Source organism: Tamlana crocina (assembly GCA_040429635.1).
Taxonomy (GTDB): domain Bacteria; phylum Bacteroidota; class Bacteroidia; order Flavobacteriales; family Flavobacteriaceae; genus Flavisericum; species Flavisericum crocinum.
Genome location: CP158972.1, coordinates 2646424 through 2667255 on the forward strand (window position 1 = coordinate 2646424; position 20832 = coordinate 2667255).

The window sequence follows — 20832 nt, forward strand, 5'->3', positions numbered from 1 at the left end:
AAAAATATGGAAACGATGCAGAAACAAGTTCGGCATGACAGATAACAATATGTTATTTCATAACCACATCGCTGTACTTGGCATTCACCACAATACTTTTTCCGCTGTTTAAACTCGTGGATGAAAAATTAGAAGTACTGCCCTTGGTTTTATTTTTAGGGTGCGAAAACTGCGAATGTGTGCCTTTGTAGGTCACATTACACTCCACTTTTGGAAGCGCAATTATCGCATTACTATTTTGTAAAATCACGTTTAAATTATAGAAAGTATCATCAATTGCCGCAATAGATAAATCGCCAATATTACCATCAATTACCGCACTGCCCGAAAGTTTGCCTACATCTGCGTTTGAAGACACCGCATTTAAAACCAAATGGTTTACATGCTCCAAATCGGCACGCTTTACATAATTTAAATTAAGTTCACCTAAATTCCAATGCGACACAAAAACCGGCGAATAGGAAGCATTGATGGAAGTTAAACTCCCATCAATGCGTTGTGCTTTAAACTTGGCATGCGATACATTGGCCTTCAAATTATCAACATTGGCGGCAAATTCTATTTCGCCGTACCTAACGTTCACTTTCAACTTGGCCTTTTTCGGCATTTTAATTTTAATGGTTTTCTTGGCGTCAATGCTCGACTTCTCTTCAATAATTTTGATTACTTTTTTATCCCGCTCTTTGGCGTGTTCCTTGGCACGTTCTTTATGGGCTTCCATTCTGGCTTGATGAGCTTCTGCTATACGCTCGGCATGTTCGGCGTGCCTTTCGGCCTGGGCCTCCATGCGCTCGGCATGTCTTTCCATACGCTCTGCATAGCGCTCGCCCCATTCCTTTCCAAACTTTTCGCCCCAAGCCTGCATCTTTTCTTCAAAATCCTTTCCGAATTTCGATTCAAACTGTTCGGTGTATTTTTTCAAATACTTTTCACCGTCCTTTTTATAGGCTTCATAGTCAAAATGAAAACTGTGGATGCCTTCGGGCAACTCTGGTAATTCAGGCATTTCTGGTACTTCGGGCAATTCTGGAATCTCAGGAACTTCAACAACATGCACGTCGAAATCCATTTCGGGCATTTCGGCCAACTCGTACTTCAGTTCCTTTAAAATCACTTTTACATCGTCATCAGCATGCATCACCCAGTGCGGCGAACCGCCCCCGGCAGCATTTATTGATACTTGGTTTTGCGTGGCATCAACATCCACCTTCCACGATTTAAGGGCTTTTTGCAATGCTTCATCGCTCAGTTTTTCGCCTTCTAAGTAGGCTTCTATTTCCACTACATCTTTGTTCCAAGTATCGAACACAATATTGCAATGGCTCGAATTCAAATCGATGACCACATTTTTATCCACTTTAATGGACTGCGACACTTTGGTCAATTTGTTTTGTGCCCACAGGTTTCCCATTGCAAGGAAGCACAGGGCAAAAAGGTTCATTTTTATGATTTTACTGTTCATTTTTTTGATTGTTTTAGATGGATTGTACCACGTCGTTGGTGTTTGAATTTTTTAATGATTTGATTTGATTACGGAGACGGTACAGTAAATTTAAACGGAGTTTTAGGTTATCGATTAGAGCATTAACAGTGAGTTCGCTTGGGCCAGATTCGGTCAGCTCCACCGATAGGCGTTTGTACTCTTTGTCCAATTCATTTAATTGCGATAAATAGCCATCAAAAAGTTCCTTCGTTTCTGGCGAGTATTCAATTTTAGAAAGTTCCAAATTGATACTGGCTAGGTAATAATCTTCCACCTTTTTTAATCCGGGTGAAATATCGCCCAATGTTTTGGTTTCAGTTACTGGTGTTGTTGCCACACTATTATCGCTTTGAATGGGAGGGGTTTCAAAAAACTTAACCGCACCGAACCCCAAACCTAAAAGCACTACAATACTTGCCGCCAGTTGCCACCAGCTAAAGGGTTTCTTTTTGGATACGGGCATGGCTTTGTCCAACTTTTCCAAAAACCGTGCTTGGTGCTTTTTTGGCATGCTTTCGCCCGAAACCGCATCGTTTTTGAATAATTCTCTAATATCTTGTGCCATTTTTTTGGGGTGTTAATAGGGTTTGTAATTTGGTTTTGCCTCTCGATAATTGCGTTCGCGACGCCACTTCAGAAATCCCGAGAACCTCTGAAATTTCCTGATGGTCGTAGCCTTCAATTAAATACAGCATCACTACATACTGGTATTTATCGGGCAGTTTGCCAATGGCCACCTTTACATCGTTTAAGGTTACTGTATCCTCAACCAACCATTTGTCGTTTTTTGCTGTGTCGACTACTTTAAGGTGCACCTCGTTCAACTCAACAAGTTGATGTTTTTTCGATTTTAATACGTCGATACATTTATTAACCACAATGCGTTTCAACCAAGCACCAAAAGTAACTTCGGCCTCAAATTGGTGCAGTTTTTCAAAAGCTTTGATGAAGGCTTCCTGTACCGCATCTTCAGCGTCGGCGGCATCTTTCAAAAACCGTTTGGCCACAATATACATCCCGTTGCAGTACTGGTTGTATAACTGCAATTGTGCTTTACGGTTGTTCTGTTTACATTGTTCTATAATGTCAACTTGAAACATGCTTGTCGAGCTTCTGGTTTCGGTTAGTTCACTTTAAAGACGATAAAAAAAACAAGGTGTTGCAAAAAACCCATATTTTTTTCGAGGGTGCATAACAAAGCTAAATAAATATACGTTTGCATTTTAGTAGTTATCCCTTTTAAATTATATTTGTGCCTCTTTAATTTGCTCTATATGAACACCTTTTTAAAACGCCTGTTAATCCTACTATCTATCATTGCTTTAGGTTTATTTTTATACTCCGCTTTTGTTGAAAATATTTTTGATAGCAGATTGAGCCCGAAGGACACGGTAGAGTTTAAACTGAACGATTTAAAAATGAAGGTGTTTTACAACCGACCCTACAAAAAGGAACGGGAAATTTTTGGCGGATTGGTACCTTTTAACCAAGTATGGCGAACAGGAGCCAACGAAGCGACCACCTTTGAGACCAACCAGGCTTTAGAGATAAAAGGGATGGAACTGCCTGCTGGAAAATATACGTTATGGACGGTTCCAAAAGATTCTACTTGGTCGGTCATGTTCAATTCCAAACAGTATTCGTGGGGTGTAAACGCGCAAATGCAACCCATGTGGGACCCCAACTATGATGTACTGAATGTTGAAGTGCCCGTTCAAGAATTAGATCATTCCGTGGAACAGTTTACCATTGCCTTCGATAATTCTACCGACAATTTATCGTTAACCATGGCGTGGGACGATGTTAAGGTTGCTGTACCGTTGAAGTAAGTTTGCAGCATTCAGTCGCAGTTTGCGGTCAAACATAAATTCCAAATTCCAAGCCGCTGAAAGAGATTTTCGGTCTTCATGCTTCATGCTCCGCACTTTTTCAATCAAAATAAATTTGTAATTTAGGAGTACATTCGATAATTCGTGGCAAAAAAAAACAAATCGGCTTTAAGTGAAAAAAAAGGAGTTTCAGTTTCCGGAACCACCAACGCCAATTCCATAAAATCATACAAAGAAAATCGCAAAACCGAAATTGCCTCAGACACATTAATTGAGGGTATTTTAAAAAAAGATATTACCGCTCTTGGCCGCGCCATTACTTTAATTGAGAGCAAAAACCAAAAACACGCCAACCAAGCTAAAACCCTTATACAAGGGTGTTTGCCCCATGCGAATAAATCGATTCGAATCGGGATTACGGGCGTGCCGGGCGTTGGGAAAAGCACCTTTATTGAAGCCTTGGGAAAACACCTCACCGACCTCGGTAAACGGGTGGCCGTTTTGGCCATAGACCCAAGCAGCAGCATTTCAAAAGGCAGTATTTTGGGCGATAAAACCCGAATGGAACAATTGGCAAAAAATGACAATGCCTTTATTCGTCCATCAGCCTCTGGCGAATCTTTAGGCGGTGTGGCCAGAACTACCCGCGAAACCATTATTTTATGCGAAGCCGCTGGTTTTGATGTTATTCTTATTGAAACCGTTGGCGTGGGCCAAAGTGAAATTGCCGTACATAGTATGGTCGATTTCTTTTTGCTATTGAAACTCTCTGGTGCTGGTGACGAACTTCAGGGTATAAAACGCGGCATTATTGAAATGGCCGATGCCATTGCCATAAACAAAGCCGATGGCGACAACCTAAAACCTGCAAAACTGGCCCAAACCGAATTTAAACGCGCCCTTAACCTTTACCCCGAAAAAGACTCCCAGTGGCAACCGCAAGTTTTACTTTGCAGTGCCATAAACGGGGAAGGCATCGATGCGATTTGGCAAATGATTTTAGAGTATGAAAAAGTTACCACGAAAAATGGCTATTTCGAAGAAAAACGAAACAAGCAAAGCGAATATTGGCTCATACAAACGATTGAAAACCAATTGAACTCCCGTTTTTTCCAAAGACCGAACATAAAAACGGAACTCGACAAACAATTAAAACTGATTTCAGAAAACAAAACTACGGCATTTGCTGCTGCCGAGTATTTACTCGGTTTGGAATAAACATTTACTCTTCCTTCAACTGAAATCTGCTTTGCAAATACTTATCCAATCTGTAAAATATGTAACCCGAAAACAAACCAAAAGTAGCTCCGGAAATCACATCCAATGGAAAGTGTACGCCAATGTAAATTCTGCTGTAGCCCATGGCCAAAGCCCAAACGACCATTAAATACGGAAGGTATTTGTATTTCGATTTTAGCATAAAACTGGTAAAAACAGCCACGGCCATAGAGTTTGAAGCGTGCCCCGAGAAATACCCAAAACGCCCACCACAATAAGGTTTTACCAATCGCATAAGGTACATCACCGTTTCGTCATGGCAGGGCCTTAAGCGTTGAAAAAAATACCCTTTAAAAAGATTGGAAACTTGATCGGTAAACAAAATCATCAAGGCCACGACCACCAAAGTCAGCACGAACATTTTAGTATTTAATCGTTTATACATCAAATACACCAAAACGACATAAAACGGAATCCAATTGAATTTAGTGGTGTAGAACATCCAAAAGTCATCCCACCTTTCAGCCCCCAGTCCGTTTAAATAAATGAATAGTTCTTTATCAAGTTCTATCAGTTGTTCTATCATAAACTACTCTTCGTATTTTGCGATTTCAGCATCATAAAACTCGGTAGCCAACTTAATGGCATTTTCAGTTTCGGTTTGCAATTCTTTCTGGTCTTCGGCATCAAAATCCTCAAACCACTCCACTTCATCATTTTCAAGATTGATGATAAATCTAGGAAATTCGGTATGGATAACAAAAATAGCTGAAGGATAATCGGAATTATCACCTAAAATGAACTTGGGTAACGACATAATTTGAAATTAGTTATTGGACAAAATTAGCTTTTTAGTTAGAAAATGAAACCGAATATACAACAAAATTGCTGCCACGGTCAATCCCGCCAGAAGTCCAAACCAAATGCCAATGCTGGCAAAAGCCTTGTCTTTTCCTAAAAACCACGAAATGGGAAACCCCACCACCCAATAGGAAACAAACACGAGCACCATAGGTACTTTTACATCTTGCAGTCCGCGGAGCGCCCCTAAAACCAACACTTGAATACTATCGCTTATTTGAAAAACGGCGGCAACGAGCAATAACTTTGATGCAATTTGCATTACTTCCCGGTTATCGATAGCGTTTTCAACATCGTTATAATCTAAATACAGTTTGGGCAATTGGGTATGAAACACTAAAAACAAAATAGCAAACACCGTGGCCAAAATAATACCAAGCAAAAAAATAGAATGGGCAATGCGGCGGAGTTCCAAATAATTTTTTAATCCTTTTTGATTTCCTACTCGCACCATGGCAGCAACGCTTAAACCAGTAGCCACCATAAACGTCATGGAACTTAAATTTAAGGCTATTTGGTTGGCTGCCTGTGGGTTTTTACCCAAAAGCCCACTCAACCAAATGGCCGCCGTAAAAATGGCCACTTCAAAAAACATTTGCATGGCACTGGGCATGCCCAAATCGGTTATTTTTTTCAGCATCAGTTTATCTAAAATGAAAAACTTGATTTTTGTAACATAGTTTTTCGATTTATCATTTTTGGCCAACAGATACCAGATGTGTGCTACCATAACCAATCTGGAAATTAAAGTGCCGTAAGCCGCCCCCACTATGCCCATTTCCGGCATGCCCAATTTTCCGAAGATGAAAACATAATTCAAAATCACATTGATGATATTGGCTAAAATAGTAGCGTACATGGGGTATTTTGTCATTGAAAGTCCGTCGCTAAATTGCTTAAACGCCTGAAAAATAATCAACGGAATTAATGACACCGCAACCAAATCCAAATACGGAATAGCTAGTTCGACCACCTCAAGAGGCTGTTTCATCAAGTACATCACGGGTTTCGAAAAAAACACCATTAAAAACAGTAAAATCCCCAAAACTGTACATAAAAAGAGTCCGTGCTTAAAAGATGATTTCCCGTTTAAAAAATTCTGTTCTGCATCGGCCTCCGCAATAAGTGGAGTAATAGCCGTAGAGAACCCAATACCTAAAGACATCGCTATGAACATAAAACTATTGCCCAACGACACAGCAGCCAACTCAGCGGTCCCCAACTGCCCAACCATTATATTGTCAACAAAACTAACAAACGTATGGCCCAACATCCCCAACATAACAGGGGCGGCCAATTGCCAGTTGTATTTGAATTCTTTGGTGTATTTTGATATTTTCATGCAGCAAATGTAACAGTTAAGCTTCGGTTTTACCTCCTTTACTTAACACATTCGTGGGCATAAAAATTAACAAATGTTAATTTTTATGCCCACGAATGCCTATTATGCCGTCTTTTTTTTGTAAATTCACATTGTCCTTTAGCTAATTAAATAGCAATATACGAGACAGTTAAGTTTAATTTTTAGGGATTTAAAGTAAAGCTTAAGGTTTCAGAAACTACAGGGAGGAACACAAATTCCTCCCTGTAATTTCTAGATTTTTATTTAAAACTCTCTTTTTCCAAATTCACTATCAATAAATTTCGATTTGTTTTTCCCGTTTTTAAAGGTGTACGACAGGTTAAGCATTACTATGTCTACTTCGTAAATGTAATTGGTTGTCGTATAAAAGTCGTTTGGCCTAAATGTAGTTATCCGCTGTTCATTAGTATTCAACATCCCCATATCGATGTTTTGCCACTGCAGGGTTGCGGTAAGCCTATCGTTTAAGAATGATTTTTGAAAAGTTAGATTTGGTGAGTAATATCTGGAATCTTCACCTTGAGCAGTTACCCTATCAGACAAATAATTAAACGTAAATTGAATTGAAGCATTTTCCCAAAAATTGTAAGTAGAGTTTAAATTTATGGAATAAATGGTGGCATCTGAATCTACTGGTTGATTATCAAACTCGCCATCAATAGCATAATTGTAAATATTTGCACCAATAAAGTTGCTCCAGTTTTTTGTTGGTTTTATTTGCGCTCCAAACTCTGCACCAATAGCTTTCGCCGAACCAACATTGGAGTATATTCTGTTTAAAATAGTATCGTTATAAACTGTATTTACTCGGTTTACCAAGTTTTTTACGTTTCTAAAATATCCCGTCGCAAAAATGGAATTTCCTCCTTTTATCTTTTTAGTAACGCCAAGTTCAAACAAATCGATAAATTCTGGCCTCAGGTTTGGATCACCTTGCTCTAAGGTTTCAGAATGCTCTCGCTCTGGAAATGGATTCATCTTAAAAGTGGTAGTACGCTCTACACGCTTACTAAAGGCTGCTTTCACAGCTGTTTTATCGTTTATGGCATATTGAAGAGATGCCGAAGGATATAACTTTACAAAGTCGTAATTATAAGTTTCATCTATATCTCCCGCCTTGTCTTTAAGTTCCAAGGTTCTGTCCATAGCTTCAACCCTAGCCCCTGCAGCATAATCCCACTTTCCTGCATGTCCTGTAAACTGACCATACACCGAGTGAATACTACGTTGTAAATTCACTTCACTTGAAAACTCGGGTACTAAAGTAAAATCGTCATTAAAATCGGTTCGCCTTTCATATACAAAATCTCCGGTGTGATCTAAATTTCTGTATTGATAGCCCGCTTCCAGCACACCAGCTTTAAATGGCTTAAAGCTGTAATCGACCTGAAGCCTAACACCGTGCAACGGATTATCGTTGGTATTATATTCATCTTGATACAAAATACTATTGTCTGGATGGCCTAAATTTTGGTTAACGGTTGGCCCTCCCAAAAGTGTGTATTCGTATAGCAAAGAAGTTGATAATTTAGAGGAGTTTTTAAAAGTGTGTGCGTAATCGAAACTACCCAATGCAAAGTCACTTTTTCGTTCTCTTAAATTGTGATTAAAATATTGAAACGTGTACAATCGGTCGTTTTCATTATTCAAATCTACGGCATGGTTATCATAATACACAATATCTGCCAGTCGTTCTTTGCTTCGTTTTCCAGCGAAAAACCCTAATGAAAACACATTGGTGGTATCGGGCGTAAAATCTACTGTAAAACGTCCGCTATAATTAGTTTCATCAAAACTACGCTCTCCCGTTGACGGAAATTGTGTTTTAATATCATCAATAATTGTATAAACATCTCCTTCCCTACGACCGCCAAGATCGTTACGCTGATAACTAGCCCCTAAGGATATGTTCCATTTATCATTTCGCATGTTGTAAGTAGCGTCGATACCGTAACGTTGATGGGCTTTATCGTTGTTATAAGTTTCAATGGATGGTAAACCGCCTTTAACATTTATTTGTCCGAATGCCCCATTTACGGCTCCTCTTTTAGTTATAATGTTTAAAATACCTGCTTTTCCTTCGGGATCGTATTTAGCAGAAGGCGCCGTAATGACCTCAACCCGTTCAATAACATTAGCTGGCAATTGGGCTATTAAAGAACTGGCATTACCTTGCACCGGTTTATTATTGAGTAGCACCACAAAACCCGAGCTACCCCGAACACTAATTTCGCCTTGGCCATCAAGGGTTACGGAAGGTAAATTTTTAATGACATCAATGCCCGATCCACCTTGGGCACTTTTAAACTTTTCAGCATCAAAAACCTGACGGTCAATTTTATTTACTACTGTAGCACGCTCTCCATTTACAACCACTTCATTTAGGGCATTACCTAAAGTGAGTTGCAAGGTACCCAAATCGATGGTTTCGTTTGTATTTGTAATGATAATATCCTTAACCGTTTGCGCCTCATAGCCAATAAAAGAGGCTTCAATGTAATAGGTGCCTTTTTTAAGGTTTTCAAAGGTAAAATTTCCGTTTAAATCGGTTACCACCCCAGTTACCAACGCGCTCTTCTTTTGGTTATAAATGGCGGCAGTAGCATACTCTAAAGCTGCACCGGTTTCATCAACAATTTTACCTTTTATTTGCCCGTAGGAATAAAGGACATGTAATAGTAGGGCTAATAATAAAATGTACTTGGTTTTAATCATAGTTTTTGTCTTTTATCTTCTTTTATTTGCAGCGCAAGATAGCATAGCTTTTATAACTATTTTGGTGTATTTGAAAAATAAATGGTAATTAGTGTTTATTCGTTTTTCTTAAAATTTAACGGTGTCATTCCGGTATGTCTTTTGAAAAATTTGGTAAAGTTTGAGGTGTCTTTAAACCCTAAATCGAAAGCTATATCACTAATATTTTTTGTGGTATAGAGCAATTGACGTTTAACTTCTTTGATAATAAACTCTGCAATAACATCGGATGCCGACTTTTGAAATGATTTTTGGCAGGTGGCATTTAAGTTTTGTGATGTGGTATGCAATTGTTCGGCATAAAAGGTCACATTATTTTTTAGTTTTTGTGACAATAACTCTAAAAACATATGCTCTACGCTTGTTTTATTTATGGATATTTTGTGTTTGGAGTAACTTATTAGTTTCGACAATACCGCCTTTAGTGCACTTTCTAAAAATTCCTGATTTACTTGATCCTGTTTCATTTCAAAGCATAAGGCTTCAAAAAGCAACGGTAGGGCTTGGTCTTTTTCATCAATATTAATGAGCTCTAAATCTTTCAGAAGACTTAATTGAAAACCAACAGCATTATCGGTTATACGCTCTAAAAACGATTCTTTAATAATAATTACAAAACCCTCTGGCACCGAATCTATGTTCCAATGATGCACTTGGTCATTATGTATTAAAAAAGCAATTGGTGGTTTTATTTCAAAAGGTTGGGCATCTAAATAATGAAACCCACTTCCTTTTGTAAAAAATACCAACTCTAAATACTTGTTATGTTTATGGGGTTTGGTATAACGTTTGGCAACATCAAAAGGTTCGATTTTTATATCGCTAACCGAAGTAATTTTATTGTATGTTAGAATTTGATCGCTCAATGGAGGCTATTTAAGTCCCAACAAATCTATTAAGAGTTAATGGAAGAAACGAATACTTTAACACCCTATTAAAAATTATAATTGAGCAACGTTTTGCTTGGCCTCCTCAAACTCCTTTACAATCTCTTTAACAATTTGATGCACCGGTTTTATATTGTGAATAAGACCTGAAATTTGGCCAATTTCCAACTCGCCTTCTTCCAGATTGCCTTCAAACATGCCCTTTTTGGCTCGCCCTCGCCCCAGCAATGCTTTTAACTGCTCAACTGTTGGCGATAGTTTATATAGCTCCTGAACATCGTTATAAAATTTATTCTTTATTAACCGAACAGGCGCCAACTCTTTTAATGTAAGCTGCGTGTCGCCTTCCTTGGCGTTTACCACTGCTTGTTTGAAGTTGATATGCGCCGAACTCTCTTCGCTAGCAGCAAACCGACTTCCTATTTGCACCCCATCTGCCCCTAAAACCATTGTCGCCAACATGGCCTTTCCGGTCGCAATTCCTCCAGCTGCAATCAATGGAATATCCACTTGCTCCCTTACCATGGGAATTAAAGTTAATGTGGTAGTTTCGTCCCGACCATTGTGCCCGCCAGCTTCAAAACCTTCAGCTACAATGGCATCTACCCCAGCTTGCTGAGCTTTTAGAGCAAACTTCACACTGCTCACAACATGCACCACTGTAACACCGCGTTCCTGCAGCCAAGCCGTCCAAGTTTTCGGATTTCCCGCCGAAGTAAATACAATCTTCACGCCTTCTTCAACAATGATATCCATAATTTTTTCAATGTCTGGATATAGCATGGGTACGTTTACGCCGAAAGGTTTATCGGTAGCTTTTTTACATTTTTGAATATGTTCGCGCAGCACTTCCGGATACATCGAACCAGCTCCAATTAATCCTAAAATACCAGAGTTGCTCGACGCCGAAGCCAACCGCCAACCACTGTTCCACACCATCCCCGCTTGAACAATGGGATATTTAATATTGAAAAGTTCCGTTATTTTATTCGGCATTTACCTTTTTATAAGTTTGAAGGTTCTTGATTCGTTTGATGATTGAAGGTTTACAAAATAAACACCATTTGTTAATGACGCAATATTCACTTTAAATTTTGAATCGGTTAATATAAACGCTAAAACATGCTTCCCGTACACATCAAAAACATCTACGTAAAAAGTAGCATTTTTATTGAAGCTGAAAAACAATTCATTAGTAGCCGGGTTGGGAAACATTTTTATGGGCGTTTCATTTGAAAGCCCTGTTATTTCTAAAGCTGAACTTAAAGCCACCTCTAAATTGGGAATACCGTAGCCCAAAAAGTTATCCGGATTTTCAAATTGTGATGCCGACTCACGAATCAATTGCATAAGCTCAACATTGGTTTTGTTGGGCAAGGCTTGCCATAAACAGGCAATACCACCAGCCAATATGGGCGAACTGAACGAGGTGCCGTTAGCCGGACCAATTGCATCGTTTTCGTTTATAACAACACTGTTTTGCCCCTGGGCCACCACATCTGGTTTTTGAGAAGGTTGAAAGGAATTGCCCACCGAACTGAACGAAGCGTAATTGCCATTGGCATCTACCGCCCCAATGGATAATACGCCAGGAGAATCTGCTGGAGCCCCAACACCATTATTTCCTGAATTTCCAGCAGAATTTACTATCAGCAAACCTTTTTCAAAAGCGATGTTAGCACCTCGTGAAACAAAAGTGGTGTTTCCGTTAAAATCTGACGGTGAGTAGGCATAATTCGGATTGTCATAGGTTTTGCCGTAACCAAGTGATGAGTTTATCACATCTACCCCTAAACTATCGGCACGCTCAGCCGCTTCTACCCAGTAACTTTCTTCAACGGGATTTTCACTTGTACCATCCTCGGTTGTAAACAAATAATAAGATGCGTCAGGTGCCGTTCCCACATATTGCCCCTCGAGATATGCAGCCATCGTGCTGAGTACCAAAGTACCATGATTACCGGCTGTGTTGGTATATACATCATCATCTCTGTTTACAAAATCATAAGCTCCTTTAAGATTACCTGCGTCCCTTAAGCGTTGTAAAGCCGCCATGGTATTTACATTCGGAAAGCCGCCATCGAGAACAGCAATGGTTACCCCCGTACCAGTGTAATCTGAAAGATGCAACTGGTCGCCATTAATCATTTCAATTTGATTGAGTGCCTTACCATAATTAAACGCCGTTAAAACGGTTTCTGTTTTACGCTTTTGCTTAACCTCTTCACCTTTGGAAGCATTTTTATTTCTATCGGCAAACTCTATGGATTCAACAAAGGAAAAATTATCCTGCAAATTTTCAATATCAGATTGGCTGCCCCGAACGTGCAGCGCATTCATCCATTTCGATTTGGCTAAAACCGCAATACCCGGCGCCGCTTTTATTTGGGAAATATAATTTTCATTAACCGGCACATCGCGTTCATCAATAGCAATGCCGTGCCTGTTTTTACGGTCGATGGCCTTTTCTGAAAGAATGGAAGCTGGATTTGCTAAAGCTTGGGCTATATTTTCCTTATCGATTAAATACACCCAAGCATCCTCTTGAGCCATAGCCACAAGCTGGAACAAGAGAAGACTAAAAACAATCAGGCCCTTTGTCATAGTATTTTTGATGACAATTTACGAAATAACTCCCGACCCAACTAATTCATCTTCAATATACCATGCTACAAACTGGCCTTCGGTAATCGCCGATTGAAAATTTTCAAATTCTACATACAGTCCGCTTTCAACCTTGTGCAACGTCGCCTCTTCCAATGGTTGCCGGTAACGTATGCGCGCTTTTACCTGCATGGTTTCACCAACTTTAAGTGCTAAGTCTTCACGAACCCAGTGCAGTTCTTCGTTAGTTACAAACAATGCTTTTTTAAGCAAACCCGGATGGTTTTTACCTTGCCCCGTGTAAATAATATTTTCCTCAACATCGGTATCAATCACAAACAAAGGCTCGGGCGTACCCCCAACGGCCAATCCCTTTCGTTGCCCTTTAGTAAAATAATGTGCGCCCTGGTGTTTACCCACCACTTTTCCGTAATCTCTTTTATACTGCAGTTTACGCGACAGGTAATTCAGTTTGTCTTCTTCAGAAATAAAGGTTCTTTCTACATCATTATACAATTCCTGCTCCTTCGGAATTTCAACAATAACACCCTCTTTAGGCTTTAATTGCTGCTGAAGAAAATCGGGCAATTTCACCTTTCCTATAAAACAAAGACCTTGAGAATCTTTCTTTTCAGCGGTAACCAAATCTAATTTCGAAGCGATTTCGCGCACTTCCGTTTTGGTGAGTTCGCCTATCGGGAACAACGATTTACTTAATTGCTCCTGCGAAAGTTGGCACAAAAAGTATGATTGATCTTTATTCCCATCAATCCCAGCTAAAAGCTGATAGGTTTTCTGGCCATCTTTTTCAATAGTTCCCTTTCTGCAATAGTGGCCAGTAGCCACGTAATCGGCCCCCAATTCCAGAGCAATATCCATAAACACGTCGAATTTGATCTCACGGTTGCAAAGCACATCTGGGTTGGGCGTTCTTCCCTTTTCATATTCTTGGAACATATAATCAACAATACGTTCTTTATATTGTTCACTTAAATCGACCGTTTGGAAGGGGATGCCTAACTTCTCTGCTACAAGCATCGCATCGTTGCTATCGTCTAACCAAGGGCATTCATTCGAAATAGTTACCGAATCGTCGTGCCAATTCTTCATAAACAGCCCAATGACTTCGTAACCTTGTTCTTTAAGTAAATATGCCGCCACACTAGAATCTACACCACCTGAAAGCCCTATAATTACCCGTTTCATATGCAAAATTTTAAGCTGCAAAGATACATATAAATCTATTATTTATTACGTATTAAAAGCTGGCGATTGGAGGGTTAAAAAGGAAAAATGTTTATTTTATTTTAAAAAAACATAAACAGAATATATATTTTTGTTTAATTTTTTTATATATTTGCTAAACAAAAAAAATTTAAGAGCTATGAACACTTTAAAAACAATCTCAAAAATCGCATCTTTCGTGATGATTATGTTCTTCATGACATCGTGTAATGATGACGACGACAACAACAACATGCAACCTAGTTTGAACATTGTTCAAACAGCACAAACCTCAAGCCAGTTAAGCATTTTAGTAGATGCTGTAGTGCAAGCAGGTTTGGTAGATGCCCTTTCTGCTTCAGGGAACAAAACCGTTTTGGCTCCGACCAATGCCGCTTTTACAGCGTTTTTACAGGATAAAGGCTTTAACTCTTTATCTGATGTACCTAACGACGTTTTAACTCAAATTTTATTAAATCACGTTATCGCCGACACTAACATCTATTCAGCTTCGTTGGTCAATACCTCTGGCTATACCAATACTATGGCCGAAGGTCCTAATAACAGCAATCTAAGTTTGTATTTTGATGGCTCTTCAGGTGTGACCTTTAACGGTATGTCATCTGTACAAATTGCCGATATTGAAACCTCAAATGGAGTGGTACACGTTGTAGATAAAGTTATAGATTTACCTACTATTGCCACATTCGCCACCACAAATTCAAACTTATCCATTTTAGTTGATGCTTTAGCCTACGCCGACACAGGTAACCCAACAGTGCCATACATTAACACCGTTTCTGACGGAGAAGCGGGACCTTTTACTGTATTCGCTCCCACCAACGATGCTTTCGCGTCTTTATTGGCCGAGCTTAATGTTTCTGCCCTTACGGATATTGACACCGAAACCGTTGATGCTGTACTACTAAATCATATTGTAAATGCGAACGTTCAATCGAGTATGTTGACTTCCGGTACCGTTTCTACCTTAGGCGGAGACATCACTGCCGATGCCAATGCATTCACCTTAACCGATGCTAATGGAAGAATGAGCAATATTGTGACCTCTTTAGTAGATATACAAGGAACTAACGGTGTCGTTCACGTTATCGATAAAGTTATTTTACCAGAAGCCGAAGAGCCGAATATTGTAGAAACTGCCCAATCGGTTGCCGATTTAAGCATTTTAGTGGATGCCGTTGTTAAAGCTAATTTAGTTGGTGCACTTTCTGCCGAAGGAAACAGAACCGTATTAGCTCCAACCAACGCTGCCTTTACTGCTTTTTTGAATGAAAAAGGATTTAATTCTTTGGCAGATGTACCAAATGATGTTTTAACTCAAATTTTATTAAACCATGTTATTCCAGATGCCAATATTATGTCGTCTGATTTAGCCGGAGCTATGGGATACACCAACACCATGGCCGGCGGACCAAATAATTCTAAATTAAGTATATATTTCGACGGAAGTGCTGGAGTAATGTTTAACGGCAGCGCCACGGTAACCACGGCAGATGTATCGACTTCAAATGGTGTTGTTCATATTGTAGATAAAGTTATCGACTTACCAACCATTGCAACGTTTGCTACTAGTAATGCTGCTTTATCGATTCTTGTAGATGCATTAGCTTATGCCGACACAGGCACCCCAACCGTACCTTATATTGAAACGGTGTCAAATCCTGAAGCTGGACCGTTTACCGTATTTGCACCAACCAACGATGCCTTTGCAAGTTTACTAACAGAACTTGAAGTGAGTGCTCTTACAGACATCCCTACTTCTACTGTCAATTCAGTTTTGCTACACCATATTGTCAATGCTAACGTACAATCATCACAGTTAGCCACAGGAACCGTAACAACATTAGGAGGCGATATACAAGCAGACGCAAGTGCCTTTACTTTAACCGATGCTAATGGAAGAACAAGCAACATCGTTACATCGTTAGTTGATATTCAAGCCTCAAATGGCGTTGTACATGTTATAGACAAGGTTATATTGCCTCCACTTTAAAATTTTTGGTTGGTTAGTTAAAAAAAGTGCTATGAATGAAAAACTCCTTAATTATTTAAGGAGTTTTTTTAGTTCAAAACGTTTCTTGTTTGGCCAAATTACCATTTTCGTAATATTTCCAAACCCCATGTTTTTCAGAATTTTTGTAGTTGCCTTCACAAATCAACTCGCCCTTTTTATTGAAAAATTTTGCAGGTCCGTGCAACTCTCCATTTTCGTAGTGATACGATTTTACAATAACATTGTTTTCAGAATACCACACCGACTCACCATGAAGTTTTCCCGCTACATAATTTTGTTTTTCGGCCACTTGTTCATTTGGATAATACACAAAACGTTCTCCATCCAGTTGCCCTTTATCATTATAATGCTCCAACGTTAAAAGGTTCTCATTATTTTTTTGATAATATTTCCAAGTGCCGACATAAGTTTTCCCATCCATTTTTCCTTCACTCACCAATTTCCCACTAGAAGTAAAAAACTTTACTTCAGCTAATTCGTTTTCTGGATTAAACTGTTTTGTAGCCGATAAAACCGCTTTATTCCTGTAATTTTTATAAAACTTGAACAAACCGATTTCCTTTCCGTGGAAAAACTCGCCCTCGTACCTTAGTACATCCGTCCCTTCATACTTTTTTTGCCATTTACCGTGCCGCTTTCCGTTGTCATCAAACTGATTGAAACTTTGTGCTACGGCAATACCTGTAAAAACTATAGATATTAATAAAGTATATATAACTTTCATCTGGATTTTATTTTAGATTATTAACGTGTAATTTGAAACTTTCATATAACAAAAAAGCTGCCAATATAAAGTTATGACAGCTTTTCAGTTTAAATTTAAATAAAAAACTATTTCCGTTTATTTTGCATCTGCTTTTGTTGCTCAGCCTGCTCCATCATTTCAGCCATTTTCTTCTGGAAACGGTTTTGTTTTTTAGGTTGTTTCTTTTTCTCTTGGATTTGAGCATGGATCTTATCCTCATCCAAAATAAAGTTCTTGATGACCAAGATGATTCCGATACTAATCAAGTTTGAAATGAAATAGTACAAACTCAAACCTGAAGCATAGTTGTTAAAGAAGAACAGCATCATTATTGGCGAGAAGTACATCATGTATTTCATCATTTTTGCCATATCGGGCATACCTTCCTGTTGTGGTTGCGTTTGCATATTCTGTCCAGTGGTCAATCGCATATAAAAGAAAATAGCGATGGATGCCAAAATAGGGAACAAACTCACGTGGTTTCCATAAAACGGAATATTGAACGGCAGGTTGGCAATAACATCATAAGATGATAAATCGTCTGCCCAAAGGAAACTTTTTTGTCTCAAATCGAAGGCCGAAGGGAAAAACTGAAACAGCGCATAAAACACCGGCAACTGAATAAGCGCTGGCAAACAACCCGCCATAGGGCTCGCTCCCGCTTTGGTTTGTAAGGCCAAGGTTTCCTGTTGCGCCTTCATTTTGTTGTTTTTGTACTTTTCGCGAATCTCATCCAATTCCGGCTTCAAAATTTTCATCTTGGCCTGGGATAAAAACTGCTTGTACTGAACGAACGACAGGCAAATTTTTACCAAAATAGTCATCACCACAATAGCGATTCCGTAAGGCATAAAACCACCTAAAAAGGCAAATAATGGCATAAACACATAACGGTTTATCCACCCGAAAATGCCCCAACCAAATGGCACAATTTCATCCAAATTTCTATCGTAGGCATTCAGCACTTTAAAATCACTGGGGCCATAGTACCAATCCATACTTTGGCTAATCTCACCACCCTGCAATTCCAATGGAATTTTTGAAGTGAACAATTTGGTATATACCGTATCGATGGCTTCGTCCTCCACCAAATTTTGCGAGGTTAAATGCGCACGCTTAAAAGGCGAATCGGTTAATAAAACAGAAGTAAAGAAGTGCTGTTTGTAGCCAATCCATGATACCTCTTCAATAGTTTCATCGGCATCGCGGGCACCGGTATAATCATCCTTACCATCTTCGTATTCATAGTGGATATCGGTATATCGGTTTTCATACGAAATACTTTTGGCATGACGGTAACCTTTCAGTTTCCAGTCTAAATCAATTTGCTGCGAACTGTTAATAACATCCGAAAGGCCCTGCGAACGCACCGTAAAGCCCATCATATAATCGTTATCTTTTAGCTCATAACGGTACTCCAAAAACTTAGTTTCTGAAACTTTCAATTTCATGGAAACCACGGTCAAATCACCATTTTTGGTAACCGAAGGCACAAAAGGTAAATCTTGTGTATTCAACACACGGCTGTCCGTCGTTCCGAAATTAATATTGAATGCCGCATTGTTATCTTTTACCAAATAAATAGGATCAGCATTGAAATCGACAAACTTCTTCAGCTTTACTTCTGAAAGTGCTCCACCTTTATGACTAAATTTTAGAGCTAACAAATCGGTTTCAACCAGAGTTTCACCTTCTGACGACTGCATCGCAGAATAAGCAAAAGCGCCCAATTTATTCTGTAACTGTACTTGCTGAAGTGAATCCAATCCAGAACCTACTACGAAATCGGTATTCGTATTTGCTACATTTTGTTGCTGTTCTTTGGCCTTTTTCTCCGCTTCAACTTGTTCTTGCTTGGCTTTTTCTTGGGCCTCCAACTCTTCTGGAGTAGGTTGGTTTTGCCAAAGCATATAGGCTAATATTCCAAAAATTAGGATAAACCCAACAATCGAATTGATATCTAACTTTTTTTCTTCCATTGTTTAATGTTTAGACCTGACCAGTTAAGAAAACCAGTCAGGCCTTTTTTAATATCGTTGTGTTAAATCAAAAAACTAACCATTTATTTGTTTTGTGACACTGTGGCATTCTTTTTTTTCTTGCTACTAAGGGCAGCCTTTACAAAAGCCACAAAAAGTGGATGTGGGTTGGCCACGGTACTTTTATATTCTGGGTGGTATTGAACCCCCACAAACCAAGGGTGGTCCTGCAGTTCTACAATTTCCACCAAGCCAGTATCTGGATTTAATCCAGTGGCTTTCATACCAGCGGCTTCAAACTGCTCTTTGTAATCGCCATTGAATTCGTAACGGTGCCTGTGGCGCTCGGCAATACTTTCTGCTTTATAAATGTCGCGTACTTTACTGCCTATTTTTAAATCGCAAGCCCAAGCTCCCAAACGCATGGTGCCTCCTTTATCCTTTACGGTTTTTTGGTCTTCCATGAGGGCAATTACTGGGTTTTCGGTTTCTGCATTAATTTCAACCGAATCGGCGCCTTCAATCCCCAATACGTTTCTGGCAAATTCGATAACGGCCATTTGCATACCCAAACAAATACCTAAAAACGGCACATTATTTTCGCGTACATATCTCACCGCATCAATTTTACCTTCAATACCACGCTCACCAAAACCGGGAGCAACCAAAACGGCATCTAAATGTCCTAGTTTTAATTCGGCGTTGTCTTGATTGATATATTCTGAATGTACCGACTCAATATTAACCTTCACCTCATTTTCAGCACCCGCGTGAATAAAGGCTTCCAAAATCGATTTATAGGAATCCTGCAACTCTACATATTTCCCAATCAACCCTATGGTGATTTCGTCTTTCGGGTTTTTATGACGCTTTAAAAACTGGTTCCACTGAGCGATATCTGGTTTTGAACAGTCTAAATTCAGCTTTCTTAACACCACTTTATCAAGCCCTTCTTCCAACATTAAGTTAGGTACATCGTAAATGGTTGAGGCATCGATAGACTGAATAACGGCATCTTCCTTTACGTTACAGAACAATGCCAATTTTCTTCTTAAATCTGAAGGTAAATCATGCTCAGTTCTACATACCAAAACATCGGCCTGTACTCCACTTTCCATCAAGGTTTTCACACTATGTTGAGTGGGTTTGGTTTTTAATTCACCCGCAGCCGAAAGATACGGCACTAAAGTAAGATGAATCACTACACCGTTATTATCACCCAAATCCCAACGCAATTGGCGCACGGCCTCAACGTACGGTAACGATTCAATATCACCTACGGTTCCGCCTATTTCAGTAATTACGATATCGTATTTACCAGACTTTCCGAGGATTTGGATACGTTCTTTAATTTCATCAGTAATATGAGGTACAACTTGCACCGTTTTTCCTAAGAACTCGCCTCGACGCTCTTTTTGGATAACGCTTTGGTAAATACGCCCTGTAGTTACGTTATTGGCCTGGCTAGTTGGGCGATTAAGAAAGCGCTCGTAATGGCCTAAATCCAAATCGGTTTCGGCACCATCTTCCGTTACATAACATTCGCCATGCTCATAAGGATTAAGTGTACCCGGATCGACATTAATATAAGGGTCTAATTTTTGAATGGTTACTCGGTAACCTTGGGCCTGTAATAGTTTTGCCAACGATGCGGCTATAATACCTTTTCCTAGTGATGACGTAACCCCGCCGGTTACGAAGATGTATTTTGCTGTACTTGTCATGATGCGCTTATAAACGCAGGCAAATTTACAAAATTAAAACAGTTAATGCCGAAATGTTTTTTAGTTATTTAAAGAGGAGTTGTTAACAACATTTCATGACGGTATTTGGCACGCCATAAAACACAC

17 protein-coding genes are annotated in these 20832 nt (G+C 39.3%); 3 read left to right on the forward strand and 14 right to left on the reverse strand.

Annotated features, from left to right (window positions below; genetic code table 11):
- Nucleotides 1-52: 52 nt before the first annotated feature.
- Genes ABI125_11750 through ABI125_11760 form a run of 3 tightly spaced genes read right to left on the reverse strand, consistent with a single transcriptional unit; the run spans nucleotide 53 to nucleotide 2583 of the window.
- Nucleotides 53-1462, reverse strand: coding sequence for a hypothetical protein (locus tag ABI125_11750; protein ID XCF05397.1), 1410 nt, complete (start codon nucleotides 1460-1462; stop codon nucleotides 53-55).
- 13 nt (nucleotides 1463-1475) lie between these two features.
- A complete protein-coding gene (locus tag ABI125_11755) occupies nucleotides 1476-2048 on the reverse strand; it encodes a hypothetical protein (protein XCF05398.1) in 573 nt (190 codons plus the stop codon).
- Nucleotides 2032-2583 (reverse strand): RNA polymerase sigma factor, encoded by a 552-nt coding sequence (locus tag ABI125_11760; protein XCF05399.1) that lies wholly within the window; start codon nucleotides 2581-2583, stop codon nucleotides 2032-2034. Before ABI125_11760 ends, ABI125_11755 begins: the two co-directional genes overlap by 17 nt.
- Before the next feature lie 174 nt (nucleotides 2584-2757).
- On the opposite strand from ABI125_11760, the gene ABI125_11765 reads away from it, so the two are divergent.
- Nucleotides 2758-3312, forward strand: coding sequence for a DUF2911 domain-containing protein (locus ABI125_11765; GenBank protein XCF05400.1), 555 nt, complete (start codon nucleotides 2758-2760; stop codon nucleotides 3310-3312).
- A 144-nt stretch (nucleotides 3313-3456) separates the two neighbouring features.
- Nucleotides 3457-4530: a methylmalonyl Co-A mutase-associated GTPase MeaB gene (meaB, locus tag ABI125_11770; protein ID XCF05401.1), complete on the forward strand. Its 1074-nt coding sequence runs from the start codon at nucleotides 3457-3459 to the stop codon at nucleotides 4528-4530.
- Between the two features lie 4 nt (nucleotides 4531-4534).
- Here the strand turns inward: meaB and ABI125_11775 are convergent, their stop codons facing one another.
- The 8 genes from ABI125_11775 to mnmA form a co-directional block, all read right to left on the reverse strand.
- A complete protein-coding gene (locus ABI125_11775; protein ID XCF05402.1) occupies nucleotides 4535-5116 on the reverse strand; it encodes a phosphatase PAP2 family protein in 582 nt (193 codons plus the stop codon).
- 3 nt (nucleotides 5117-5119) lie between these two features.
- Nucleotides 5120-5347, reverse strand: a complete 228-nt coding sequence (locus ABI125_11780) for a hypothetical protein (GenBank protein XCF05403.1) — start codon at nucleotides 5345-5347, stop codon at nucleotides 5120-5122.
- Nucleotides 5348-5356: 9 nt separating this feature from the next.
- Nucleotides 5357-6733 (reverse strand): MATE family efflux transporter, encoded by a 1377-nt coding sequence (locus ABI125_11785; protein ID XCF05404.1) that lies wholly within the window; start codon nucleotides 6731-6733, stop codon nucleotides 5357-5359.
- A 264-nt stretch (nucleotides 6734-6997) separates the two neighbouring features.
- Nucleotides 6998-9469 carry a TonB-dependent receptor gene (locus tag ABI125_11790; protein ID XCF05405.1) on the reverse strand — a complete coding sequence of 824 codons (2472 nt, stop codon included), beginning with the start codon at nucleotides 9467-9469 and terminating at the stop codon, nucleotides 6998-7000.
- Between the two features lie 95 nt (nucleotides 9470-9564).
- Complete coding sequence (locus ABI125_11795; GenBank protein XCF05406.1) at nucleotides 9565-10374, reverse strand: helix-turn-helix transcriptional regulator; 810 nt, start codon at nucleotides 10372-10374, stop codon at nucleotides 9565-9567.
- Between the two features lie 75 nt (nucleotides 10375-10449).
- A complete protein-coding gene (locus tag ABI125_11800) occupies nucleotides 10450-11391 on the reverse strand; it encodes a nitronate monooxygenase (protein ID XCF05407.1) in 942 nt (313 codons plus the stop codon).
- On the reverse strand, nucleotides 11392-12999 hold the full coding sequence (locus tag ABI125_11805; protein ID XCF05408.1) for a S8 family serine peptidase: 1608 nt from the start codon (nucleotides 12997-12999) through the stop codon (nucleotides 11392-11394).
- Between the two features lie 18 nt (nucleotides 13000-13017).
- Nucleotides 13018-14205, reverse strand: coding sequence for a tRNA 2-thiouridine(34) synthase MnmA (gene mnmA / locus ABI125_11810; protein XCF05409.1), 1188 nt, complete (start codon nucleotides 14203-14205; stop codon nucleotides 13018-13020).
- Nucleotides 14206-14383: 178 nt separating this feature from the next.
- On the opposite strand from mnmA, the gene ABI125_11815 reads away from it, so the two are divergent.
- Entirely contained in the window at nucleotides 14384-16237 is a 1854-nt protein-coding gene (locus ABI125_11815; GenBank protein ID XCF05410.1) for a fasciclin domain-containing protein, read from the forward strand.
- A 73-nt stretch (nucleotides 16238-16310) separates the two neighbouring features.
- Here ABI125_11815 and ABI125_11820 read toward each other — a convergent pair whose 3' ends face one another.
- From ABI125_11820 to ABI125_11830, 3 genes are all read right to left on the reverse strand, one after another.
- Nucleotides 16311-16982 carry a toxin-antitoxin system YwqK family antitoxin gene (locus ABI125_11820; protein ID XCF05411.1) on the reverse strand — a complete coding sequence of 224 codons (672 nt, stop codon included), beginning with the start codon at nucleotides 16980-16982 and terminating at the stop codon, nucleotides 16311-16313.
- 107 nt (nucleotides 16983-17089) lie between these two features.
- Nucleotides 17090-18982, reverse strand: a complete 1893-nt coding sequence (gene yidC, locus ABI125_11825; protein ID XCF05412.1) for a membrane protein insertase YidC — start codon at nucleotides 18980-18982, stop codon at nucleotides 17090-17092.
- Nucleotides 18983-19065: 83 nt separating this feature from the next.
- Nucleotides 19066-20706: a CTP synthase gene (locus ABI125_11830; GenBank protein ID XCF05413.1), complete on the reverse strand. Its 1641-nt coding sequence runs from the start codon at nucleotides 20704-20706 to the stop codon at nucleotides 19066-19068.
- Nucleotides 20707-20832 lie beyond the last annotated feature (126 nt).